Source organism: Arthrobacter roseus, assembly GCF_016907875.1.
In the GTDB taxonomy this organism is placed as follows: domain Bacteria; phylum Actinomycetota; class Actinomycetes; order Actinomycetales; family Micrococcaceae; genus Arthrobacter_J; species Arthrobacter_J roseus.
Genome location: NZ_JAFBCU010000001.1, coordinates 2,439,087 through 2,464,186 on the forward strand (window position 1 = coordinate 2,439,087; position 25,100 = coordinate 2,464,186).

Annotated in this window: 16 protein-coding genes and 1 tRNA gene; 5 read left to right on the forward strand and 12 right to left on the reverse strand. The window is 60.0% G+C overall.

The features are described 5' to 3' along the window. Nucleotides 1–50 precede the first annotated feature (50 nt). Together JOE65_RS11785 and JOE65_RS11790 are read right to left on the reverse strand one after the other, a co-directional pair. Entirely contained in the window at nucleotides 51–887 is an 837-nt protein-coding gene (locus JOE65_RS11785) for an electron transfer flavoprotein subunit beta/FixA family protein (protein WP_239536705.1), read from the reverse strand. Between the two features lie 112 nt (nucleotides 888–999). After that, the gene (locus JOE65_RS11790; protein ID WP_205163376.1) at nucleotides 1,000–2,436 is read right to left on the reverse strand and encodes a S1C family serine protease; all 1,437 of its coding nucleotides are present in this window, start codon (nucleotides 2,434–2,436) and stop codon (nucleotides 1,000–1,002) included. A 253-nt stretch (nucleotides 2,437–2,689) separates the two neighbouring features. Here JOE65_RS11790 and JOE65_RS11795 point away from each other — a divergent pair, with 253 nt between their 5' ends. Together JOE65_RS11795 and JOE65_RS11800 are read left to right on the forward strand one after the other, a co-directional pair. Beyond that, the gene (locus JOE65_RS11795; protein ID WP_205163377.1) at nucleotides 2,690–4,747 is read left to right on the forward strand and encodes a TPM domain-containing protein; all 2,058 of its coding nucleotides are present in this window, start codon (nucleotides 2,690–2,692) and stop codon (nucleotides 4,745–4,747) included. Nucleotides 4,748–4,813: 66 nt separating this feature from the next. Further along, a complete protein-coding gene (locus JOE65_RS11800) occupies nucleotides 4,814–5,581 on the forward strand; it encodes a PspA/IM30 family protein (protein WP_205163378.1) in 768 nt (255 codons plus the stop codon). Nucleotides 5,582–5,709: 128 nt separating this feature from the next. Here the strand turns inward: JOE65_RS11800 and JOE65_RS11805 are convergent, their stop codons facing one another. The 4 genes from JOE65_RS11805 to JOE65_RS11820 form a co-directional block, all read right to left on the reverse strand. Further along, nucleotides 5,710–6,219, reverse strand: a complete 510-nt coding sequence (locus JOE65_RS11805) for a DUF6328 family protein (protein ID WP_205163379.1) — start codon at nucleotides 6,217–6,219, stop codon at nucleotides 5,710–5,712. 173 nt (nucleotides 6,220–6,392) lie between these two features. Next, nucleotides 6,393–6,466, reverse strand: a tRNA-Met gene (locus tag JOE65_RS11810). Between the two features lie 49 nt (nucleotides 6,467–6,515). Further along, the gene (locus JOE65_RS11815; protein WP_338021628.1) at nucleotides 6,516–9,530 is read right to left on the reverse strand and encodes a UPF0182 family membrane protein; all 3,015 of its coding nucleotides are present in this window, start codon (nucleotides 9,528–9,530) and stop codon (nucleotides 6,516–6,518) included. A gap of 174 nt (nucleotides 9,531–9,704) precedes the next feature. Continuing rightward, nucleotides 9,705–10,802 carry a YlbL family protein gene (locus JOE65_RS11820; RefSeq protein WP_338021629.1) on the reverse strand — a complete coding sequence of 366 codons (1,098 nt, stop codon included), beginning with the start codon at nucleotides 10,800–10,802 and terminating at the stop codon, nucleotides 9,705–9,707. A gap of 251 nt (nucleotides 10,803–11,053) precedes the next feature. Between JOE65_RS11820 and JOE65_RS11825 the strand changes: the two genes are divergently transcribed. Further along, complete coding sequence (locus JOE65_RS11825; RefSeq protein ID WP_205163380.1) at nucleotides 11,054–12,448, forward strand: zinc-dependent metalloprotease; 1,395 nt, start codon at nucleotides 11,054–11,056, stop codon at nucleotides 12,446–12,448. Here the strand turns inward: JOE65_RS11825 and JOE65_RS11830 are convergent. The 3 genes from JOE65_RS11830 to nudC all read right to left on the reverse strand — a co-directional run bounded on the left by JOE65_RS11830 (nucleotide 12,394) and on the right by nudC (nucleotide 16,135). Next, on the reverse strand, nucleotides 12,394–12,834 hold the full coding sequence (locus JOE65_RS11830) for a M48 metallopeptidase family protein (protein ID WP_338021684.1): 441 nt from the start codon (nucleotides 12,832–12,834) through the stop codon (nucleotides 12,394–12,396). The two genes, JOE65_RS11825 and JOE65_RS11830, sit on opposite strands and share 55 nt — an antisense overlap. A gap of 183 nt (nucleotides 12,835–13,017) precedes the next feature. Then, nucleotides 13,018–15,147, reverse strand: a complete 2,130-nt coding sequence (locus JOE65_RS11835; RefSeq protein WP_205163382.1) for a UvrD-helicase domain-containing protein — start codon at nucleotides 15,145–15,147, stop codon at nucleotides 13,018–13,020. Beyond that, a complete protein-coding gene (gene nudC / locus JOE65_RS11840; protein WP_205163383.1) occupies nucleotides 15,140–16,135 on the reverse strand; it encodes an NAD(+) diphosphatase in 996 nt (331 codons plus the stop codon). The genes JOE65_RS11835 and nudC overlap by 8 nt, the downstream gene beginning before the upstream one ends. Before the next feature lie 140 nt (nucleotides 16,136–16,275). Here nudC and JOE65_RS11845 point away from each other — a divergent pair, with 140 nt between their 5' ends. Then, a complete protein-coding gene (locus JOE65_RS11845; protein ID WP_205163384.1) occupies nucleotides 16,276–17,325 on the forward strand; it encodes a phosphotransferase in 1,050 nt (349 codons plus the stop codon). Here JOE65_RS11845 and JOE65_RS11850 read toward each other — a convergent pair. From JOE65_RS11850 to JOE65_RS11860, 3 genes are read right to left on the reverse strand one after another with little or no spacing between them, the layout of a single operon-like run. Then, a complete protein-coding gene (locus tag JOE65_RS11850; protein WP_205163385.1) occupies nucleotides 17,316–20,684 on the reverse strand; it encodes an ATP-dependent helicase in 3,369 nt (1,122 codons plus the stop codon). The two genes, JOE65_RS11845 and JOE65_RS11850, sit on opposite strands and share 10 nt — an antisense overlap. Next, nucleotides 20,681–23,875 (reverse strand): ATP-dependent helicase, encoded by a 3,195-nt coding sequence (locus JOE65_RS11855; RefSeq protein ID WP_205163386.1) that lies wholly within the window; start codon nucleotides 23,873–23,875, stop codon nucleotides 20,681–20,683. The genes JOE65_RS11850 and JOE65_RS11855 overlap by 4 nt, the downstream gene beginning before the upstream one ends. Beyond that, a complete protein-coding gene (locus JOE65_RS11860) occupies nucleotides 23,872–24,288 on the reverse strand; it encodes an MGMT family protein (protein ID WP_338021630.1) in 417 nt (138 codons plus the stop codon). Before JOE65_RS11860 ends, JOE65_RS11855 begins: the two co-directional genes overlap by 4 nt. An 83-nt stretch (nucleotides 24,289–24,371) precedes the next feature. Between JOE65_RS11860 and JOE65_RS11865 the strand changes: the two genes are divergently transcribed. Beyond that, nucleotides 24,372–25,088: a 3'-5' exonuclease gene (locus JOE65_RS11865; protein WP_205163387.1), complete on the forward strand. Its 717-nt coding sequence runs from the start codon at nucleotides 24,372–24,374 to the stop codon at nucleotides 25,086–25,088. Nucleotides 25,089–25,100 lie beyond the last annotated feature (12 nt).

Below are 25,100 nucleotides of genomic sequence, written 5' to 3' on the forward strand. Positions count from 1 at the left end.
CGATTTTACGTCGATACTCCGGGCCGAACGGCCGGTGATGGGAGGGGTTTCTAGAGCAATTTCTGCGTGGTCAGGAAGTCAACCAACTGGACTCCGGCATCGCCTTCGTCTGTGATGACAACGCCCTTGCCGCGGGGTGGGCGCGGATCAGCGGACTCAACGGTTGTCCAAGCACCACTGGTACCCACCGCAGATTCGTCGACACCGATATCTGCCAGCGACAGCGTGTGCAACGGCTTCTTCTTCGCCGCCATGATGCCCTTGAAATTGGGATAGCGAGGCTCGTTAATTTGATCTGTCACGGACACCAGAGCGGGCAGAGCGGACTCGATCGTGTCCGCGTGGGTGGCTCCGTCACGCCGGGCGTGCAGAACCGGAGCATCGCCGTCGTAGGTGAGTTCAACAGCGGAAACGAAAGTTACCTGAGGCAGATCAAGCCGCTCGGCCAACTGCGCTGGGACCAGGGATGTTTCCCCCTCGGTCGAGGCCATTCCAGTGATGACGATATCCACTCCGTCGTCGCCGCCGATATGGCGCACTGCCGCAGCGAGGGCCAGAGAGGTACCAGCCGCATCGGAGCCAGCCAAAGCGGGATCATTCAGGTGGACCCCTTGATGCGCTCCAATCTGCAACGACTTCTTAACCGCATTGACAGCAGCGTCCGGGCCCATTGTCAGGGCCGTGATCTTATGTGCCGATGCATCTCCGGTGGCAGCCTCCACCAGCTGGAGCGCAGTCTCCAACGCGTACTCATCGAGCTCGGAAAGAATACTCTGGGACCGTTCCACCGTATGGTTCTCGCCGGTCAGATGGCGATCAAACTGTGCATCAGGCACATGTTTGACCAGGACCACGATGTTCAACGGTGCATCTGCTGCCGTATGCATTATTGCCTTTCGCGCTGTCGTCGCTGGTTCGACCCGTAGGTCATACCCTAGCTAACCACAATGACCTCGCCGGAGGTGCCCGCAACCATACATCCGAGGCACATGGCCCACGTCAGCCCTTACCCAGCGAACCGACAGTGATGTCAACGGTCTCTGCCTTATCATCGCGGGTGAAAGTCAACGACACCGTTGAATCTGCAGCCTGTTCTCGAACAACCGCGGTTAGCTCCCTGGCATCTTCAATGCTTTCGCCGTCGAACGTGGTGACAACATCGCCTGACTTAAGACCGGCTTTTGCGGCCGGTGAATCCGGCGTCACTTCCCCGACCTGCGCCCCGACAGAGAACGTCGTCTGCGCACCCGCTCCCTGCGCGGGATGCGGACGAACTGTCACTCCGAGACGGCCATGCGTTGCCTCGCCAGTGCTGATCAGTTCCTCAGCCACGCGGTGCGCGTAGTTGATGGGAATGGAGAACCCGACGCCGATATTGCCGCTGTTCTCATCGGCGCCAGCAATCGCGACGTTGACGCCAATAACTTCGCCCTCCGAGTTCACCAGTGCGCCACCGGAGTTGCCGTGGTTGATCGCAGCATCAGTCTGGATGACATTGAGCAAGATGGTGCCCTGTTCCGCTGGTTGCTGCTCTTTGCTTCCCTCTGGTGGGGCGAAGCGCCAGTCACCGCCGTCGCCCTCCCCCTCGGTGGTATCCGACTGTTCCTTGGGAACGGCGGACGAGGCTACGGAGATGGTGCGATCCACAGTGGAGACAATGCCGTCCGTGACAGTACCGCTGAGTCCTAGTGGCGCCCCGATAGCGACGGCAGTGTCCCCGACATTGAGCTCATCAGAGTTGCCAATGGCGGCAGGGACCAGATCAGGAGCATCGATCTTCAGCACAGCAAGGTCAGAAAGAGGGTCAAGGCCGATAAGTTTGGCGGAGTACACCGAACCGTCGCTGAGCCGTACCTCTATTTTGGCGTCATTGACCTGTCCGCCGACGGTAGCGACGTGATTATTGGTCAGAATGTGACCTTCTTGATCGAGAATGATCCCGGATCCTGAGCCTCCGGAACTCTGTCCCATAGCTGAGATGGTGACGACGCTCGGCGCGGCTTTCTTCGCGGCTGCTGTCACGGGTGTCACGTTGTTGGGGTCGTTGATGACCACGGACTCCTGCCCGCCCCTCGTGACAGGCACATCCTGCTGACCGTCGGTTGAAAGATCATAACCAATGGCCACCCCACCGCCCGCCAACCCGGCAACGATCATCCCGACAACGAGAGTTCCGGCTCCAAACCGCGCACGCCCCGGCACCGCATTCCGCTGCAAACCTTCAACTGGCTGCGCTGTCGAAGCTTGCGGTCCGAACGGATCGGACTCAGCATTATTGGCCCCGGTCGTCAGATAGTCATAGCCCGGCCCGCCCACAGAGGACGGCGGAAGCTGCGGCCGAGGCGGGACCTGGCTTCTGGCGGACTCGCTCTGGCGGGCTGCACCCTCATCGGTGGATCCGGAGTTCCAACCGGTATCGCCGTCGTTCTCTGTCATGCCTATAGTCCTTTCACTGTTCTGCGGACGAGTCTGCCACCGTTAGCTGGTGGACGTTCGAACGAAAGCTGGGACTTTGCTGGAAGCTCACCCGATAACTCGGGGTTTCCGTCCGGTGGCCCCGAAGACAGCCCCGCATCAGGAACGCTAAGCCTGCGCACGGCGTTGTGAGGGTAAATAAGCGGTGGACTGGTTCTGGGCCTAGCCATAGACTCTAAACTGTTCCCTGACCCACAACGCTGAAGGACTTTACATGCGATTAATGACGACACGGTGGGCAACTGCGGTGGGTCTGGGACTGCTCCTGAGCTTACCTGCCGCTGCCGCGCAGGCGGAGCCGCCGGTTGAGTTCCCTCCAGGACAGTTCGTCGTCGATAACGTCGACGCGTTGAACGGCAGCCTGGGCACCGTCGAATCCGCCGTAGCGCAGCTGCAACAGGAGTCGGGTTACACACTATATGTGTCCTATATAGACACCTTTACTGATTCGGGCGGCGCGGAGGCTTGGGTAGATCAGACTGCGGAGCTCAATGATCTGGGGTCCGACGAGGCGCTTCTCGCTGTTGCAGTGGAAGACCGTCAACTGGAGATCGGGACCAGTAGCGCAGGAAACATCACCCCGGAACAGCGCGAAAACATCAAGCAGTCCGCTCTCGATCCCCTGCTCGGGCAGGACTCGATCTCCTCAGAGGAGTGGGCCACCTCTGCAACCAGTGCTACCGCATCCCTCGAAGACATCGCTAGCGGCGGAGACGGTTCTGCGTCCTCAGGGGGCTCATTCCTTGGGCCAGTGCTGCTCGTGGGAGCGCTGGTGATCATCGGCATCGCCGGATTCTACTTCTACAACCGCTCGCGCAAGCGCAAAAAGTCCGGCCCCGAGTACGAAATCCAGCACGGCCAGGACGGTGAGCCAATAGATCCCCTGGACGCCATGACCGTCAAGGACCTTCGGCTCCGGTCCGGCGGCCTCCTCATCGGGGCGGACAACGCCATCAAGTCCAGCGAACAGGAACTGGGATTCGCAGAGGCACAGTACGGCCAGGAGACGGTCAAGCCCTTCGCCGATGATATTGCCGCAGCAAAGAACCACATGATGGAATCCTTCAAATTGCAGCAGCAACTCGATGACCACATTCCGGATACGGAGGAGCAGCAGCGTACCTGGCTCGGCGACATCATCCGGCGTTGCGAATCCGTCAGCAGTTCGCTGCAGGAACATAAGGAAGACTTCGACAAGCTACGCGAACTCGAACGTAATGCGCCTCAGGCGCTCAACTCGGCCCGTGCAGCGGCCAACGAGACACGCGGCCGTCTGGCTGAGGCTGGTTCAACTCTCGACGCGCTGCGCCGTGAGTACGAGGACTCGGCGCTGTCTCAGATCGGCGACAACGTCGAAGAGGCCTCCGAGCGCCTCGAATTTGTTGAGACAGCTGCTCAGAACGCCCAGGAGAAGCTCGACGCCGATGACACGGCATCCGCGGTCCTCGCCGTACGCGCCGCTGAAGAAAGCACGCACCAGGCCGAGGTCCTCATCGAAGCAGTGCACAAAACTGCGGACGGCCTGGCAACCGCACGGCGGCAAATGCAGGACGCCGTCACAGCAGCGTCGCAGGATCTGGCACAGGCCCGAGCCATGATCCGGAGCGGCCAGCATCCCGAGCTGACCGGCCAGGTCGCGGTTGTTCAGTCTGCCCTGGATGCCGTATCCGATGAAGTCCAGTCGGGAAAGATCGACCCGAACGCACTTCTCCAGCGGGTTGAACAAGCACACACGCAACTGGATGAGTCGCTGACTGGGATCAGCGATCAGCAGGACAGAACACGTCGCGCACGTGAATCACTCCAGCACTCGCTCATGTCCGCCCAGGCTCAGATATCGGGGACATCCGACTACATCCGCGCTCGTCGTGGTGGAGTAGGTAGCGAGGCCCGTACGCGGCTGGCCGAGGCTGAACGGAACCTCGACTACGCAATGCAGGTCCAATCCACCGACCCGGTTGCTGCACTCTCGCACGCCCAGCAATCAAACGCGCTGGCACAGCAGGCCGCACAACGTGCACAGGAAGACGTCGAAGGTTTCGGCATGAGCTCGGGCGGATACGGTGGTGGCATGTACGGCGGACAACGCCGCGGCGGCGGAGGTGGGCTCGGCGGCGCACTGCTGGGCGGGATCCTTCTCGGCGGGATTCTCGACGGCGACGGCGGCGGTATGTTTGGCGGCGGAGGCGGCGGCGATATGTTCGGCGGCGGAGGCGGCGGATTCGGCGGAGGCGGCTTCGGCGGATTCGATTCCTCTGGCGGCAGTTTCTAGACGCTTGGTCCAGCGACGAAATTTTTCATCAGGTCAACAAAGTCAGAACCATAGAAAGGTTATCCAATGGTAAAGCAGTCAATTTTCGGCCGTATCGCCCAACTTGCCAAAGCAAACGTCAACGCAATGCTGGATCAGGCCGAGGATCCGCAGAAGATGCTCGACCAGATGGTCCGCGACTACTCCAACAACATCGCAGAGGCCGAGAGCGCTGTCGCTCAGACGATCGGTAACCTGCGGATGCTCCAGAGCGATTATAACGAGGACCAGGACAATGCCCGGGAGTGGGGCAACAAAGCGCTCGCTTCCTCCCGCAAGGCTGACGAATACCGGTCTACCGGCGACACCACGGATGCGGCAAAATTCGATAATCTGGCGAAGGTTGCTATCCAGCGGCAGATTTCGTCCGAGAATGAAGCCAAGGGAGCAGAGCCAACGATCGCGTCGCAGACGGAGATCGTCGAAAAGCTCAAGGACGGCCTCAACAAGATGAACGAGAAGCTCAATGAGCTGAGCCGGAAGCGCGACGAACTTGTTGCCCGCGCACGCACCGCGGACGCGCAGACTCAGGTTCAGGACGCCGTCAAGAGCCTCGATTTCATGGACCCCACGTCCGAGGTTGGCCGTTTCGAGGAAAAAATCCGTCGTGAGGAAGCCCGCGTGCTAGGCCAGGCCGAGCTGAACGATTCCAGTCTGGATGCGCAGTTCGAGAGCCTGGAGGATCTCGGGGAGCAGACCGAGGTTGAAGCCCGTCTGGCTGCCCTGAAGTCCGGAGGTTCAGACGCACAACAGACTTCAATCGGCCAGGGAACAGGTTCAGCGTCCGATAGCTGATTGACCAGCCAGATCCTGCCGCAACGGGCGGATACCGTCGACCTCTGGGTCGGGGTGTTCGCCCGTTGTGCTTCTCAGCCCCGTTTTTTGTAGCTCAAAGGGCGGCCCGTGGTTCGAAGCGGTCGCCCCTAGCCGTCTACATGACGGAGGTGCCGGCGGCGAATGAGCCGAGGCAGGACAACCCAGAGACCGATAACAACTGCCGCCAGCCCCAGGGCCGTGACTGTGCCTGCGGCCCGGCCTAGGACGATGTCGAAAATCAGGCCGACTGTACCCATGAGGATTAACGCCACCAAAAGCATCGCTACCCGTAGGATTCGGTCGCTGTTGACGACGAGCGCCTCCTTGATGTGTAGCTGGAAGAATGTGCGATGCATAACGACGGTAGCGAGCAGGAGAACGGTGATGAGCGCCGCAAGAATGACGAGGATCAGATACACGGTCACCTGAAAGGGATCAAGGTCTGGAAACCGCGCCTGAAAGGGCAGCGTGAGCAAGAATCCGACAAGAATCTGGATACCTGTTTGAAGGACCCTCAGCTCCTGCAGAAGCTCATGCCAGTTACGATCCAACCGTTGAAGACTGGATTCATTGCGTCCATCACTCTGGGCAGTCACCACGTTGTGTCTTTTGGTCATCGCAACAGTGTACGGCGGCCGCTCTAACCGGGGTCGGGGTCTCTCTGCCCATGTCACCCGGCGCAGGCACTGAAACTGGCATCAGGGGGGTGACCTGGCGGTGTCGCTAGCCCGGCTTTGGTACACAACGCAAGAATGGCCCGGTCCAAGGGACCGGGCCATTCTCTCTTACGTTGCGGGGACAGGATTTGAACCTGTGACCTCTGGGTTATGAGCCCAGCGAGCTACCGAACTGCTCCACCCCGCGGCGTTGATATAACTATAACAACCCGCGGGGCAGAACAACAAATCGGGCTCTAAGAGCCGGATTCCGTATCAGTTTCAGGCGACTCCGAAGGTTTCGGAGCACTGCCATCCTCTGCAGGAGGAGCTTCACCGCTGATTTTTGCCTCGGCCTCCATAGCCTTGGCAATCGCGGCGTCGAGCTTCTTTTGAGCTTCGCCGTATGCTGCGAAGTCCCCCTTGGCCAAAGCCTCCTGGCCTTCCTGCAAAGCGGTTCCAGCAGCAGCCAGTGCGTCCTTGAGGTTTTCCTCGGACGTTGCATCGCCCTTTGGCGCCTCAGACTCGGGCGTTTCACCGCCTGTTTCGCCGACATTGTCGACATCACCGGCAGCTGCGCCCGAGTCTCCCTCGAAGACCTGATCCAGAGCTTCGTCCAGAGTCGGTGCAAAGCCAACATTCTCACCGAAGCTCACCAGAACACGCTGAAGCGTGGGGTAGGAAGAGCTGCCAGAGGATTGGACATAGACCGGCTGGACATACAGGATTCCGCCGCCGATGGGCAACGTCAGCAGGTTCCCACGCTTAACTTCCGAAGCTCCCCGGCTCAACAGGTTCAACTCTGTTGATACTGATGGGTCCGAGTTGAACTTATTCTGAGCCTGACCGGGACCGGGCACGGCGTCAGAGCGCGAAGTGTCGAGCAGCCGTAGCGTGCCATAGCCTTCGGCCTTTACACCATCCTTATCGCCGGCATCCGCGTCCGCAGCCAAGAACCCGTACAAGACGTTACGAGCTTCCTCGGTGGGGTTGGAGGCGGACGGAACGAACGGCGTCGTGAGGGAGAAAGACGCTTCCTCTTGCTTCGGCATCTGCAGAGACAGATAGAAAGGAGGCTGCTTCACATTCGAATCCTCCGGCAATGTCGGATCATCCGGAACACTCCAAGCATCGATATTGGAGTAGAACGTGTCGGCATTCGTCACATGGTAACGCGCCATCAATTCCCGCTGAACCTTAAACTGGTCCTCCGGATAGCGCACATGAGACATCAGTTCGCCGGGCATCTCAGAGTACGGCTTCAAGGCTGTGGGAAAAATACTCTGCCACGCCTTGAGAATCGGGTCCTCGTCATCCCACGCGTACATCGTCACGGAACCGTCATAGGCATCCACTGTGGCCTTCACCGCATTACGAATATAATTGACGTTCTCCGCAGGCAGTACTCCTCCGCCCGGGCTCAGGGAATCCCTCGTCGCAGCCTGGAGTTCCTGAGGCGTGGAGTATGGGAAATTGTTGCTGGTGGTGTAACCATCAACAATCCACTTCACCCTGCCATCGATGATCGCGGGATACACGTTACTGTCAATCGTCAGGTACGGAGCCAGCTTTTTGATCCGCTCACGGGGGTCCCGTTCGTAAAGAATCTGGGATTCCTCATTGACCACGTCCGAGAGCAAAAGATCCGTGGACTGGAACTTGATGGAGTACGCGAGCTTGTTGAACAAGTTCCCGACGCTTGGACCGCCGTCGCCCCTGAAGGTGTTCTTGGCCTCTTCTCCACCTTCTTCACCCTGAGGCCGGTCGACTTCCTGCGGTTCCGCACCCTCAGGTGCACCAACAACCGAATACTCAGGTGAGAACTCGCCGAAGTAGATGCGGGGCTCATAGGTGGAATCATTACCCAGCACACCACTAGAGGGAATACCGGAAAGCATGAAGGCGGGCTTGCCATCAGGCTGAACCTTGGATCCATATGCTGCGACGACCCCATAGCCGTGCGTGTAGAGCGCATGCTGATTGAGCCAGTTGTCAGGAACGCCGTCCGTATTCAGCTCGCGGACCGCGATGACGGTGTCCTTGGTCTCGCCGTCGACTTCGTAGCGGTCCACATTAAGCGTTTCGTCGAACTTGTAATACTGGCGGAACTGCTGTAACTGACTGAACGTATCAGAGACCAGGTTGGGGTCCAGCAGCCGGATATTCGCCGTTGTCTCCGCGTCTTCGCGCAGCGCACCGGCTTGCGCTTCCGAGGTGGCGTCATAGGTGGTGACCTGCGTATCCTCCAGACCGTAGGCCAACCGCGTCAAGTCGATGTTTCGCTGAATGTACTCACGTTCCTTGCTCTGCTCGGAGGGCGTCACCTCGAAGCGCTGGATGACCCACGGATACACGCCACCGGCCAGGATGCCGGTGATCAGCAGCATCGCGGTCCCGATAACAGGCAGACGCCATTTACCCACGACTGCGGCCACAATGAACAGAGCCGCCACAATAATCGCCGCGATGGCGAGGATCGCCTTGGTCGGGATAACGGCAGCCACATCTGTATAGAGGGCCCCGGCCCACTTACCGTCAGTGCTCTGCAGCGTCGCGTACCGATCCAACCAGAGATTCACGCCCTGAAGAATCAGGAACAGCGCAGCGGTGATGGAAATCTGCACTCGAGCAGCTTTGCTGGTGAAGATGCCCTTCTCCTCCAGCCGGATGCCACCGTAGAGATAGTGGGTCAGGATTGCCACGATTCCGCTGATGACCACCGCGGTCATCAGGAAGCCGAGCACAAAATTGAAGAAGGGGAGAGTGTAGAGGTAGAAACTGAAGTCGAGGCCGAACTCGGGATCTGTCTGGCCGAAGGGCACCTGATGGAAGAACAGAAGAACATTCTGCCACTGCGACGCCGCCGCCGTACCGGCAAACACTGCCACAGCAACGGGTATCCCCAGCATCACGGCACGGCGGACCGGCTCCAGCTGCTCCTGATATCTGTTCAGGTTGTCCTGCATGGCATTATCCGGGGCATACACGGGACGCGATTTGTACGCCACCCGCAGGCTGAGATAAATCGACGCCCCCACTACGAAGAACGCGCTGAGGAACAAGGCGATCTGCGTAATATTTTCCGTCACAAAGACGTCAAGGTATCCAAGCTGCTGATACCAGAGAACGTCCGCATATACCTGCGTCATGAAAACAAACGCGACGACGATGATTCCGACAATAATCAGTGTCGGAATTAGCGGGCTACGACGGCCGTTTTTTCCTTGATTGCTCGGTCTGGGCGGAAAGGGCCGGTCTGGTCCGGAAGTCACTCGTTACCTCATCGTTGAAAGCAGTGGATTGCAGCGTCCCTTGCGGCACAATCGACGCGGACCTGTCACCAGATCCCACGAACGAACAGCCAGCCGAGTTCCGCTGTCCCCCCATTCTGCCCTGCCATGTGGGTATGAGCCACCCAACACCACGTTTCTATCGCCGCCTACCACTCAGCCAGTACAGGAAGAAACACTCGCATCCGGGTCACTGGCCAGTTTCTTCACCGCGTCGTGCGCTTGATCCAGAGTGGAAACCTTCACCACAGTGAGACCCTCAGGGACATGACCGGTGACCTCTTCGCAGTTCTCTGAAGGCGCAAGGAAGAACTCAGCCCCTGCGTCGCGAGCACCGACCATCTTTTGCTGGATTCCGCCGATGGGGCCAACCAGACCGTCCACACTGATAGTGCCCGTTCCGGCGAACTCCCGACCGCCTGTGAGATCACCAGCTTCCAGCTTGTCGATGATTCCCAAAGCGAACATCATCCCCGCAGACGGACCGCCAACATTGTTTAAAGCAATATTGACCGAGAAGGGGAAGGAGAAGTCGGTCCGCAGGTAAACGCCCAACTGAAATTGGCCATCTTCCGACTCAGAAGGGGCAATCTCCACCTGCTGCTTCCCGCCATCGCGCTCCACGGTCATGGTGACCGGCTCGCCGTCGGACTCGTTCAGAGCAGTCCGCAAAAAGTCCAGGTCCTCGATCGGTTGTCCGTTGATCTCGAGCAGCACGTCCTCCGGCTCCAGGATGGAGGCCGAGACGGACTCCTCAGCAAAGTCGATAACCACTAGCTCTTGACCGAAATCAATATCTTCATGCTCCAGCGCGGCCGCGACGGCAGCATCCTGAGATGACGTCATGGCCGCTGCGTTCTGCTCCTGGATCTCCTGACCCGTAGTACCCGGAGGATAGACAAGTTCCACAGGCAAAACGGCCTTCGCTGGATCCAGCCAGGCACGTGCTACGTCGAAGAAGCTGACGGCGTCTCCCGGTCCCCCATAGACATATACCGTGGTCAGACTCAGGCTGCCGTCCGCAGGGAAGCTCTCGCGGCCCTTGATCTGGATCAGCGGGGCGCCCTGCGACTCTCCGATGGTGTTGATTGCAGGACCCGGCGCCTCAACCACGTACGGAACAGGCAGCAGCACAGCGACGGCGCCAAGAACGATAGCCAGCAGGCCTGACACGAGCATCGCAACCGTCCGTGGATCGCGGCGTTCCTTGCGATCAGCAGTTGCTGGTACCGGCTTGTCATGTGCGTCGGTCACGTGGGCTACTCTCTGTCAAATTCTCGAACTGTGGCGGAACCACTCCTGCACAACAGGCAGCAGCGCCAGCGATAAGCCTACGCCCCCGGGCCCTTTGCCCACAGCGAACGGGTATGGGTCCACGGCGACAACGCGCGCCACTGCCGGTAACGTGGTCACCGTGAGCGCGCGGATGACTGCCGCCAGTCTGACGCCAGAATTCCGCACGCAAGATCAAGCACAACAGTGCCTACTCAGGAGCGGTGTTAGCCATGACTTCCCATCAGCCAAACGACGACGACACCCCCAAAGATCCCCTGTCTGAAATGCTTGCAAAGCTCTTCAGCGGTGATTCCTCGATCGATCCACAGGAGATCGCCAAGGCCGCAGGCATGCCTTCTGACCCCAACTCGATGGCCATGATGATGCAGCAGGTGCAGGCCATGTTCTCCGCACCCTCAGATGGTCCGGTCAATTGGCAGATGGCACACGAACAAGCACGCCGCGTCGCGGCGAGCGGCACAGACCCATCCGTGACAGCACAGCAGACCCGTGAAGTCGACGAAGCCCTGCGGATAGCAGAAATGTGGTTGGACCCCGTTACAGAGTTTCCGTCCACGTCGACTCTTGGGCGCGCATGGTCACGCGCTGAATGGGTGGAAGCGACTATGGACACCTGGAAGCAGCTGACCGAGCCCGTGGCCAACAGCATCGCAGAAGCACTTTCTGACGCGATTTCTGGTCAGCTCCCCGAAGAGATGAAATCCATGATGGGCGGAGCCTCCTCGATGTTCCGCAATATGGGCGGCGCCATGTTCGGACTGCAGCTCGGTCAGGCAGTTGGCGCGTTGTCCCGGGACGTGGTGAGTTCGACCGACATAGGAGTGCCGCTGGCAGAAGGAAAAATGGCGTTGTTGCCCGCGAATGTGCAGGCATTCGGCGAAGGCCTGGACATCCCGGAACAAGAAGTAAGAATTTTCCTTGCCGTTCGTGAGGCTGCCCATGCCCGTCTGTTCACGCATGTCCCGTGGCTATCAGCTCACCTCTTTGGGACCATTGCCAGTTATGCCCGCGGCATTCGCATTGACCTCTCGAAGGTCGAAGACATTGCCCGCGACATCGACCCTTCTAACCCAGAATCCATGCAAGCCGCACTCTCACAGGGCGTGTTCACGCCTGAGCGCACACCAGAGCAGGAAGCTGCGCTGGCAAGATTGGAAACCTCGCTCGCTCTCGTAGAAGGGTGGGTGGATGAACTGACCGCCGCGGCTACGGTCAACCTGCCATCGTCGTCCGCCCTGCGGGAAATGGTTCGACGCCGGCGGGCAACAGGAGGCCCCGCCGAACACGCCTTTGCCTCACTGGTGGGGCTCGAACTCCGGCCGCGGAGGCTCCGCGACGCGGCCACCCTCTGGGCCCATCTCACCGAAGAACGCTCCATCTCAGGCCGCGACGCCGTGTGGGATCACCCTGACCTGCTACCCACGACCGAGGACCTCGACGACCCCGAAGGGTTCGCGGCACGACGCCAACTCCTGGATGCCTCCGAGTCCGACGTCGACGCAGCACTGGCACGCCTCCTGGACGGCGAATTCGAAGACCCCGAAACCGATCAGGACGAATCCGGTGACAGCCCCTCCGAACCAGATGATTCCGGCAAGTCCTGACCACTCAACCCGCGGCCAGCCGCGAAGGATACACCATCAAGAAACGCTCTAGCCTGCTCCAACTGCGGATAAACACTGAGTAGATCCCAGAAGTGTTTGCCGTGGGAAGGCACCAATAGATGGGCGAGTTCGTGGAGGAGAACGTAGTCAATCACCCAGCTGGGCATTCCTTTGAGCTGGTCTGAAAGACGGATTGTTTTTCGGGACGGTGTTGCGGATCCCCAGCGCGTCGACTGATTCGAAACCCATCTGACCGAAACCGGCTCAGGGGCCCCCGGCAAGTAACTGCCTGAAAGTTTCAGAGCGCGACGGCGAAGCTCACTGTCCCGCTCTCTGCGGTCCGGTTTGCCGGGCTTGACCGGCTTTGACTCCAGCCTGCCGATCATTCGCTGGACCCATTCGCACTCCTGCTTTTTGGTGAAATACCCTGGAATTAACACCACTGCCGCACCGTTCCGGAAAGAGGCTGATACCGTACGTTTTCGTCGCGCCGAACGTCTGACCTCTACAGGCACGCCACTGGGCGTATGCGTCGGAACTGCCCAAGCGGCGATGGTCTTTCCCACTAGCTAAGCTTCCGCCAGAACGCGCAGTACCGCTTCACCGTACTTCTCAAGCTTTGAAGGGCCCACCCCCGACAACGCCGCGAGCTGTTCAAGGCTTTGCGGCCGCGCTTCAGCTATTGCTGCAAGAGTGGCGTCGGTAAAGACTACAAAAGCCGGTACCTCAGTGCTCTTGGCTTCACCAAGCCGCCAAGATCTCAGCGACTCAAAAACTGCCTCGTCATAGCCTGGTGGGCAGTCCGAGCACCGGCCGGTTTTCCGCTGCGCGCCGGTTGTCAGAAGATCTCCGCACTCACGGCACTTGGCCGGACCTGCAATCTTTCGTTGTGGGATGGTCGCGGACGCTTTGCGATTGTCGCGCTCAGTCCTTGGCCGGAGACCGTCGAGAAACCGTGACGGTTTCCGATGTGCCCGCCCACCGGGCGTTCGTGATGTAGACCAGGAAAGTGCCAAGTGAATACGCGCCCGGGTGATACCCACATAGAGGAGGCGGCGTTCCTCATCAACCGCATCCGGGGTATCCGCGAAGGAAATCGGCATGAGTCCCTCGCTGAGCCCCACCAGAAATACCGCGTCCCATTCGAGCCCCTTTGCCGAATGCAACGAAGCAAGAGTCACTCCCTGCATGGCGGGTGCATGCTGAGCCGCTGCACGCTCCTCCAGTTCCATGACAAAATCCGCCAACGTGAATCGGCCGCCCGGCACTGAGATTCGATGTAGTTCAATGTCCTTGGCCAAAGAGACCAGGGCCGCCAGAGACTCCCATTTTTCGCGCACGGCACCGCTGCCGCGCGGCGCTTCCTCCGTGTATCCGAGAGAGGCCAGAATGTCGGGGACGAGCTGTGAAACCTGCTCATCGCCGACAGAGCGTGACGCAGCTTTCAACTGCAGCATGGCATCGCGTACCTCGCGGCGGGCAAAAAACCTCTCTCCCCCACGAAGTTGATAACCAATGCCGACCGCAGTCAGCGCCTGCTCGTATGCCTCCGACTGTCCGTTCGTCCTGTAGAGAATGGCGATGCTACCGGCCGCGACGTTCTCACCATCGATCAAACGACGGATTCTCGCCGCGACCTGGCTGGCCTCTGCTTCGTCATCCGAACACTCCGTGAACGTCGGGGCAGGCCCGGGCTGGCGTTGGGCCACGAGTTCAAGCGGAGTTGCCCACGAGGTCTTTTTTTCTCGCTCGGCCTCAGCCGTGCGGGCAGCAAGCAGCCCGTTGGCCAGTTGGACCACCTGCGGAGTGGACCTGTAGTCGCGCACTAGGCGAACGACGTCGGCCTCCGGATACCGTTCCGTAAAACGCAGCAAGTGACGCGGGGTAGCGCCGGTGAAGGAATAGATTGTCTGACTGGCATCGCCCACAACGCACAGCTCCTGCCGGTCCCCCAACCAGAGGTCCAGCAGACGCTGCTGCAATGGTGAAACGTCTTGGTACTCATCCACAACAAAATGTCTGTACTGCTCCCGCACGGTGGCCGCCACCCTGGCATCCTCCTGCAGGATCCCGACGGTGATCAGCAGAACATCCTCGAAATCAATGACGTTTCGATCCGTTTTGACGTCTTCATAGGACTGGAAGATACGAGCAACGGTTGTTGTGTCGAATCCTGCCGGGGGTTCTCGCGTGGCTGCGGCGCGTGGATATGTTTCAGGGGTCAGCATGGACACTTTTGCCCATTCGATCTCCGCGGCCACATCTCTAATAGCCGCACGGTCGGTGCTCAGACGAAGGCGGCGCGCGGATTCGGCAATCATTCCCGCCTTGTGGTCCAACAGGTTCGGCATCGTTCCACCAACGGCCTGGGGCCAAAAAAACTGCAGCTGTCGAAGGGCTGCTGCATGGAACGTCCTTGCCTGCACCCCGCCCGCGCCGAGATCCCGGAGTCGGGTTCGCATTTCTGCTGCAGCTCGGGCCGTGAAAGTCACGGCGAGAACGCGTTGCGGCTGATATACCCCGGTGTGGACGCCGTAGGCTACCCGGTGCGTGATGGCACGGGTCTTGCCGGTTCCAGCGCCTGCCAGCACGCAGACCGGGCCACGAAGGGCTGTAGCCACCTGCCTCTGCTCGTCGTCGAGACCGGAAAGAACTGCCTCGTCGATGGAGCGGTCCTGAAGTGAATGTGGCTCAGACACCGGCCGGTGCCTCCGGCAAGGGCCCGCCGAACCAGTGTTCGATCAGCGCCCGTGCAATCGAGACACCGCCAGCCACCGCAATGACTCCCGTCCTGAGATCCGCGGCCAATTCTTCACGAGTGAACCATCTAACGTCCCGGATCTCAACGCCGTCGGCCTTGGTGGACGTCGATGTCGCCGTAGCCGTGAATCCGAGCATCAGTGAGTTTGGAAACGGCCATGGCTGCGAACCAAGATACTGGGGACTGTGAACGAGAACACCAGACTCTTCCTCAATTTCACGGATAACTGCCGCCTCAAGCGACTCTCCCGGTTCGACGAATCCTGCCAGCGTCGAGTACCGCCCCTCGGGCCAGTTTGTACCAGAGCCCAGAAGTAGTCTGTCTTTTTCATCCACGACAGTCACGATGATGGCTGGATCGGTTCGTGGAAAGTGCTGGCTGTTGTCCTGGGGGCAGCGGCGCACCCAACCGCTTCCCTCGACGGCTGTTGCTGTGCCACACCGCGGACAATGCGTGTGGGTGGCATGCCAGTTGGCCACTGCCACAGCTTCCACAAGCAGTGCCGCATCCGAGGCATCGAGAACATGCGCACCTTGGCGCAGCCCTGACCAGACGACGTCGGCTTCCTCCGCCTCACTGCCCAATGCGGGCCGCAGCCCGACCGGCAGAACCGCCAGAACGACCTCCAGCCCTGCTTCACGGCACCCATGACCGAGTGTGCGACCCAGATAAATTTCCGCCCTCGACTGAAAGGAGTGGCCGTCGAAGAGCGCGGCTACTTCTGGTGGGGTCAGCAGGACCAGGGAATCATCCCGAACCGGAGCAGCATCTCCGTCGATGAGGAGGACCCGCGTGTTCTCCAAGAGCCGAATGCTGTCAAGCCAACCACTACGGCCACGGCGTTCGCAACCACGGTCCAGGGCCACATGGGAAAGGCTCAGGGTACCCAGCGGCGAGGGGTGCGACGACAGCGACAAAGTGCTCATGGTTCTACCGTACTGACTGACTCCCCCTTTTTATATTCCTCCTGTGGATACTGGTTGACAATGAGGTCTCTGTCACGGTTTATGCGACTCGCCGGTCGCTGTCAGCCCTTCGGCGCCGGGTTCGCCCTACGGTAGAACCTGTGAAGCGGAACCCCATGGAACTGGCGGCAATCGCCAGCGCAGCAGTACCAGGTCTGGCACCAAGAGGCGTGGCAGGATCACCGGATGACACAGCGGACTTCGACTCCGCTGTGCTCATCGACGACGCCGGAAAGCAATGGCGTGTGCGCTCCCCCAAGCACGTGGAAGCCAGTATGCGGCTCGAAACCGAACTTGTTGTTCTGCGGGCATTCAGTCCTGCCATACGCGCGGATCTGCCGTTCTCGGTGCCCGCGGTTGCCGGCACCGTAAGACAGGGTGAACTCACCACTTTTGTGTACTCGCACTTGCCCGGCAGTCTCCGCAGCATCGATGCACTAGTTGCGGACCGAACTGCGCTGGCGGACGAGATCGGCAGAGCAATGGCTGGAATCCACGAGCTTCCGGACTCTCTAGTGAACAACGCTGACCTACCCTCTTACACGGCGAACGAGTTCCGCCAGCGACGCCTCAATGAACTGGACCAGGCCGCGACGACGGGCAAAATCCCTTCCACTCTGCTGCGCCGCTGGGAGAATGCCCTCGAGGATATTTCGCTCTGGCGCTTTGCTCCGACAGTGGTCCACGGCGATCTTCACGAAGACAACATACTGATCGAAGCTGGCCGAGTGCGCGCGGTCACCGGCTGGACTGATCTGCACATCGGTGATCCGGCGGACGATTTTGCCTGGTTGATAGCTGCCAACGATGCAGCGTTTTCCGACGCAGTCCACACCGCCTACGCGGCGTCCCGACCGACCCGTCCCGATGACCATTTGCTTCGGCGTGCCGCACTTTCGGCTGAATTCGCCCTGGCACAGTGGTTGGTGCGCGGCATAGCCTCAGAGAATTCGGAGATGATCTCAGAAGCGGAAGAGATGCTCAGTATTCTCACCGCGGACATTCTGGAGCAGGAAGCTGCAGCGGAGGAAGAAGCGCTAAGAGCCTCTGCCGCCCCGCACGACGATACCGACACTTCCGCCATCGACATTGTGCCCGCGACGCATTCAGCCGAGGGCGGCGCCGATGTCAACCGCCTAGTTCAGGAATAGGCAGAGAAGAGTATAGCTTCGAGCGCTGTTTGATCTGCGAGGTCATGCGGACGCACCGTTTTGTCCTCTCCCACGTAATAGAACGCCGCGCGAACCATGTCCAGCGAAACACCCTTGAGCTGCGCCCACGCATGCCGGTACACAGCCAATTGCACCGAGCGAACCGTCAACTCGTGCCCCGTTGGAACACGACCCGTTTTCCAGTCGACCAGGTCCCAACCGCCATCGGCATCCTGGAAGACTGCGTCGATACGTCCACGCACGACGACGTTGTCGACCGTCGTTTCGATCGGCACTTCGATGGCCGCTGGGGCTCGGTGTGCCCAGACCGATGCGGAAAAGGTCTTTGCCATCACGTCCAGGTCGTAGGTTTCATCGATGTAGGAGTCACTGGGCTCAGCGTCCACCTCAAGCTCAAGCTGTCCCGCTCTGCCGTAAAAGTTCTCTATCCACTCGTGAAAAGCCGTTCCCTTTCGTGCGGCGAGACCGGGTTTGCGCGGAACGGGTCTGCGTAGTTGCCTGATCACCCGATCCGGATCTTCTGTGAGGCCCACTAGTACCGAGGCGGAGATATGAGGCGGCAGTTCCACTTCCACTGTGCTGTCCGAGTCTTTGTGCTGGGCGAGGACCAGGTCTGTTTCGCGGTCGAGCTTGGCTTCAATGGTCCCCTCTGCTGCCGGAAAAGGCTCGCTCGCTGCGGCCAGGTTCACTTCTGCGGCCAGGTGTTCCAGCATCGATCGCCTGCCCCCCAGTGGATCGAAGGGCCAGGACGCGACTTTCGGGTGGGACGACGCCGGGTTAGCTAGTCCCTGATCTTCTTCAGCGACCCAGTTGATGAGGGAGAAGCCCCCCTCTCCGGCCCGCGCACGCTCCGCGAGTTCTTCGAGGTACCGTGATGCTGCAGTGGGTTTAGCACGTCCGTTGCCCCAGACGCTCCCACTGCAGATGAGTACATGACGCGCCCGGGTGAAAGCCACGTAGGCGAGTCGACGCTCTTCACGTTCGGCGTGGCCCCTGGCATCTTCGCAGAACAGTTTCTCGCTCTCGAGCCACGAGTACTGATCCTCCTGCTGCCAATCCCACTGGGGCAGGTCCGGTGCGTCCCCCCGGAGGTTCCAGGGAATGGCAGATTCTCCGCTGCTCCAGCGTGAATCCTTGCCGCTGGGAAAGCTGCCTTCATTCAGCCCGGGTACGACGACGACGTCCCATTCAAGTCCCTTCGAGGCATGGACGGTCAGCAGCTGCACAGCATCCCTACTCGCTTCCAGCTGCGTGACCGGCAGGCCGTTCTCTTCTGTTTCCGCGGCGTCCAGCCAGGCGAGGAATGCTTGAAGGTCCACTCTGTCCGCGGTGGCGGTGAAGGAGGCCGCTGCCTGGGTAAAAGCATCCAGATTCCGGCGGGCTACGTGGAAGTCCATTCCTGGTTTGGCGGCAACTTCGATGTCGAGTCGTGTGGTGTGTTCGATTTCGCTAATCAACGTCACGATGTCCTGACCGACGTATTCGCGCAGGGTCCGCAGTTCCCAACCAAGTTCAACGAGGCGGGCTCGTCCGGGTGTACTGAGGGACCGTCCGTTCGAGGAGATCCAGCCCGCTTTGGGCAGGTAGTCAACAGCTTCCACAAGGCTTCCCGCTTCGGCCATGTCGTGTTCAACGACGACGTCGTCGTCGTTGAACACGACATCTCTCCTGGGACGTTCTCGCATCCTGGCCAGGTGCCGGGACCAATCTGACAGAGTCATGAGGTCGATGGGTCCGATCCGCCATCGCGCGCTGGTAAGGATGCGAAGCATTGCATCGGACCGCCCTGGATCACCAAGAACCCGCAGCACGGCCAGCAGATCGACAACCTCGGGCGTGCTCAACAGCCCGCCGAGCCCAACAACCTGCACGGGGATGCCCCTTTCCTCAAGCTCTCGGCGTATTGGTTCGAACTGGCGTTTACCTCGGCACAAGACCGCGACAGTGGGCGTCAACGGACGTCCATCCGGGTGGTGTTCGAAGGCACGCTGCCGCTGCTGTTCCACCAGACGTGCCACCCCTACCGCCTCCCCGGTTTCCACCTCCAAGGATGGAGATTTATCGTCGCTGAGGTACCGGGCAATCAGGACTTCACCGACGGGAGCCCCTGGTCTCTGACGCAACAGAGGCACAGGCGGCATGCGCTGGACGTTTAACCATGGGGCCTTCTTCCCCAACGGCGCAGAGACAGCATTTGCGGCGCCAAGAATAGCGCGCGAATTCCGCCAGGCAATCGACAGGTGCGCAACATGGGCAGGTCGGTAGCCTGAATCTTCTGCGATCGGGAACCGCGTCCGAAAATCTGCTAGCTGGCCCGCCGATGCCCCCCGGAAGCCATAGATCGATTGATGTGGATCCCCCACTGCAGTCACGGAACGCCCATCACCGAACAGGTTCGCGAAGAGCGTCAGCTGGGCTGATGACGTGTCTTGGAATTCGTCCAACAAGACGACTTTGAACTTGAGGCGTTCCGTCTCGACAGCCGCGGGAACACTGCGAGCGATCTCTGCAGCTACTGCTACGAGATCGCCATAATCAAGCTGACTTCTCTGCCTTTTCGCCACCATGTACTGATCCACAAGTTCTGTGACGGTGATCCGGGTACGGAGCTTGCGTAGAAGCTGGTCCACTTTTTGGGAGGCTCCCCTTGTGCTGCCTGTCTTGTACTCCAGCGACTCCACCGTGCTCAGGTGCTCGAGCAGGCAATCACGAACATCGGATGTCGGGCGCAGATGTTCGGCGCATTCGGATGCCATCTTCAGAACAGCTTGAACGAGAGTGGATTTGGCCGCCGTGAGGTGGTCAAATGCTCCGGTGTAGGCTTCAACAATCTGATTTGCCAGCTGCCAAGCCTGGGCTCCGCCCAACATCGTTGAGTCTCTCTCCACGCCTACGCGCAGCCCGTAATCCGACACGATGGAATTCGCATACGAATGATACGTGGAGACAGTTGGTTCAAGACGCTCCTCCGCGTGAACGAGGTTCTCCGAAACCGGGCCTGCCAACCGATAGAACTGGGCGAGCCGCTGACGGATACGCGTTGCTAGTTCGCCCGCTGCCTTTCTGGTGAACGTGACACCCAGTATCTGCTCAGGCCTGACCAGTCCATTGGCCACCAGCCAGACAACGCGATCCGCCATGGTTTTGGTTTTACCTGATCCGGCGCCGGCTATGACGAGCATGGGTTCAAGGCCGGATTCGATGACGATAATCTGTTCCGGGGTGGGATAGAGCACGTCACCGGGTGCATCTCCATGGAGCAGTTCCGCGAGTTTTCGAGCGCTGTATGAGCGGGTCAGGGTATGTGTCCTGTCTTCAGTTGGGCGCTGAGGGCTCATTGAGTCACCTGCTTGCCTTCGGGGCAGAGCGGACATACCTCAGGTAGCCGGCAGCCACGCCCCCCGAAGGCTTGACGGCCTGGTTCGTGGATGGCGTCGAAAGATTCGCCCGACATCAACTTTGCGGCCTCGAGGACCATGTCCCTCGCCCAGCTTTCCTCCGGGTTGAGTGCTTGCTGTTCTTGGACGCCTGCATCCTTGAGGGTGGTTCCCAGCTGAACTAGGGATGCACCCCCTGAGGGCGCACCGGCCGCACCGTCCACGGCATCGAATGCCCCAGCGTTCGCTGCAACCTGATAAGAAGCCAGCTGTGGGTGCCCCGCCAGATCATCCTTCGATGGAGCGTTCTTGCCGGTTTTCAGATCCACAATGTGCACATGGCCGAGGCTATCCAATTCGATGCGGTCCACTTGCCCACGGAGGACGGTCTCGGCCAGACGCTCACGGACGGGCGGCAGGCTGGTTACGAAGTCGCTTTCCACTGCCAGGAGCGACCTGCCCTCTTGTCTCATGCGAATAACGTAGCTGGCCAGCTTGCGGACCATTTTTTCTGCCCTGAGAAAGTCCATTTGCCCTTCCCAGTTCTCTTTCATGCCGAGCTTTGGCCATCGACGCCGAAGTTCGAGGACGTATTCCGTGCCGGTGGCTTCTGGCAGGTCCTGCGCGATCTCGTGCACGAGGCTTCCAAGCGATCGTGCGAAATCCTGGGCAGCTTCTCCGCCGGCAGCAGAGACGAACCAGTCCAGAGGAGATCTCAGCACCGCTTCAACTTTCGATGGCGACACGTAGACCGGTTGCCCTTCTGCAACGATGCTTGTGGACGTGGACAAGGGCAAGAGCCCCCACCATTGATCCGGGTGACCGCCGGGGACCACCGGACGGTGCCGCACCATTCGCGCTAATTGGCGAATGGCCTGCGCGGCTTCGGGACGCTGTTCCTGCGCGATGCGCCGGTAATCGGCAACAAGGCCCCGAACCGACAATGGACGGAGCACCTGAGTGGGTTTTCGCGCCTCAACATCTTCGGGGAGTGGCTCGATAAGATCAAGGAACTGGGATGGTTGGTCTTCTTCTGCCGAAACAGCCGTGCAAATCAGCAGCTTGGATGCCCGTGAAATTGCCATCGAGAATGAGCGGAGTTCGTCGAATCTCGTCTCGTGCATGAGGGCGAGCGGATGACGGAACGCTTGGTAATCTTTTCCATGTTCGATAACTGCAGCGAGTTCCCCGCTGCCGAGCAGCTCCCCTCTCAGCCTCAGGTCTGGCCACGTGCCCTCCTGGATTCCAGCGACGATAACCATGGGCCACTGCCGTCCGGCTGCGCTTGCAGGGGTGAGGATCTCCACTGTCTCCCTGCCCAGTGCCCGAGCGGCCAAGGTATCCATGGGTAATTCTTGACTGGTCAGGTACTCCAAGAACTGCGCGGGCGTTGCTCCGGGCAGTTGTTCTACGTACCGTTCCGCGGCGTGGAAGAGAGCCATCATGGCGTCCAGATCCCTGTCTGCCCGCATGGCAACACTTCCAGCGCCCAGAGAAGCCTCAGCCCAGTGCATTGAGAGTTTGGATGCGTCCCATAGCGACCACAATAGGGTTTCGGCATTTGCTCCCGGAGCTGATGCCGCTGTTGCCCCAGCATCCAGCATCCGTGCGATTCGTAGTCCCGCGCGTCCCTCCCATCCAAGCAGTTCCAGCTGGGCTGGGCGTTGTAGCGCCTCGATCAGGAGTTCGTCGCTGCCGCGCCCTCCACCGACGCTCAGCTCTTCGCGCCGCAGTATTTGTCGCAGCCGCCTGAGTTCCAGGGCCGTTGCACCGCCTATCCGCGAGGTCACCAGCGATACTGCTGTCTCGGGAGTCAGCAATTGGCCATCCAGAACGACGCCGAATAGCTCCAGCAGCGGACGAACGGCCGCTTCATCCCGGACAGCTTTTTCCGATGAGGGGACGTGGACACCAATGCCTTGACCGATGAGGTACCGCTGCAAGGCTGATACTTGACGCCCCGAGCGCACGATGACCGCGATATCCGATGGTCTGAGTCCGTCCAGCACCTGCGCCTGCAGGATACGTTGGCTCACGTAACGCAATTCATGCAGGTCTGAATCGACAACGTGGACTTCCGCGCTGGCCTCATGATCAGGGTGGGCAGCGAGCGCCCGATAGGCGGGTGTGACACCGGCGGCTGAAATGCGCCCGGCAACACGTTGCCAAGCATCGCTCAGTCCAGGCCCTAGCCGATGCGACGTCGTCAGCATGGCCGTTTTCACACCACCTCGGAAGGTGGCATGCAGCTCGCCCAACAGATCTGGCCTGGCTCCCCGGAAGCCCTGCACCGCAGTGTCGGGGCACGCAGCCATGACGACGTCGGCACCGTCTCCAATGAGCGCCAGCAATCTGTGGATCGCGGGATTGGCCTCCTGGAGGTCATCCACTCCAATGAATTCAGTTGAAGCTCTCTCAGAGTCCAGAAACCCGGGTTCATTGAGCAGCAGATCCACGGCAGTGGTGATAACTCCGGCTGGATCGAATGCTTCAGGCATCCGGATATCCAGCACGTCCCGGTATTCGCCGTAGAGCGCCGCGGCGGCTTTCCAGTCCAGGCGCCCTATCTGCTGCCCGAAGGCCTCCAAACCCGACGGGCCCAAACCATATTCGCTCATTCTGTCGAACAGTTGCCGTATTTCCTGCCGGAAGCCCCGGGTACCCAATGCCGCTTGGAGGTCATCCGGCCAGGGCAGTTCCGGCACACCATTTGATCCATGCCCGTCCAGCAATTCCTTGATGATCAAGTCCTGTTCAGCGCCTGAAAGGAGTTTTGGCGGACGGACCACGTGCGGCAACAGACCTGCAGCCCTGGCCCGACGGATCAGATCAAACGCGTACGAGGCCCAGGACCGTGCAGGAGTGGCGCTCAGGCTCCGATCCAACCGTGCAGTGATCTGGTCCCGCAAACGTGCAGCCGACAGACGGGTAGGGGCCAGAACCAGCGCCCGGGCGGGGTCCATACCGTCGCGCAACACCCGCCGGATAACGCTCTCGACGACGACCGTTGTCTTCCCCGTCCCCGGGCCACCCAGGACCAGAAGTGCGGCGGACTCCGGCGGCCGATCCACCACTGTCACTTGGTCAACGCTCAATGCGAGCGTTTCAACTGCCCGCCTGCTTGAGCGCACGAGACTGATGTGTTGCTTCATGGGAACAGCGAATCATCCTGGTCCGACATTTTGGAATTCCCAGCCGTAGAGCTCTCCCCCGCCAAACCTTTTTTGAGGACGTCGAGCTGTTCCCATTCAGACTCCGTCGGCTGCCATCGGGCGTCTTTCATGAGAATCCGCTCGGCTCCGGAGGCTGCTGCAGCCGAGCGTATGGGAGTGTTCTCGGTCCGATAATGATGGAACGCTGTATTGCCATGACATGCAGGGGGTTGCCCATCGGCCCGGACCACGCGCCACCAGGGAAGATCGCCCTCGGTCCCAGACATGACCTTTCCGACCTGCCGTGGGCCTCCACAGTCCAGCAGTTCTGCGATGTCCCCATAGGAAAGGACGCTGCCTGCCGGAATCATGGCAACTAGCTGTGTAACCGATGTTTCAAAGTCTTCGTTCACGTCACCAGCTTAGTTTCTCTTTGATGCGGCAACAGAACCCGAAGGCAGCAGGATGGGCAGAGGGGTACGGTAGCGTTTCCTCCATGACAATCCCGACAAATTGGCATGAATTGCCGCGCGCCGCATTCGACCTCGAAACGACGGGGCAGGACCCACTGGAAGCCCGAATAGTCACGGCCTCAGTCGTCCTCGTCAACGGTCGCGGAGATGTCCTCCAACATCATGAATGGCTTGCCAATCCCGGAATACCCATCCCGGACGAAGCCGCTAACATCCACGGCGTCAACACGGCAACGGCTTCCGCATCCGGAGCACCGGCAGATGAGGTTGCCGGAGAGATCTGTGCCATCCTCGGTGGAATGTTCACAGCCGACATTCCGGTGATGGCGTTCAACGCGTGCTATGACTTCACCGTCCTATCTCGCGAATGCGGCCGTCATAGCCAGGCCACCATCACCTCGATGCCCGTCATCGACCCCTACATCCTCGACAAGCAGATGGACCGCTACCGTCGTGGCAAACGAACCCTGACCGCGCTGAGCGAACTTTATGGTGTGCCCCACGACAACGCCCACACCTCTGCAGCCGATGTCATGGCCACTCTGGGGGTCGCCTCAGCGCTCGCCGAGAAGTATCCCGAATTGCACGGTGACGCGACCGAACTCCACCACAAGCAAACCGGGTGGGCATCGCAGCAGGCCGCAAGCTTTCAAGAGTATTTACGGAGGAAGAACCCGTCAGCCGTGATTGACGGAAGCTGGCCGCATATTCCCCACGAAACCTCCGTCACCGTTCCTTGAGCTGTGTAGCCG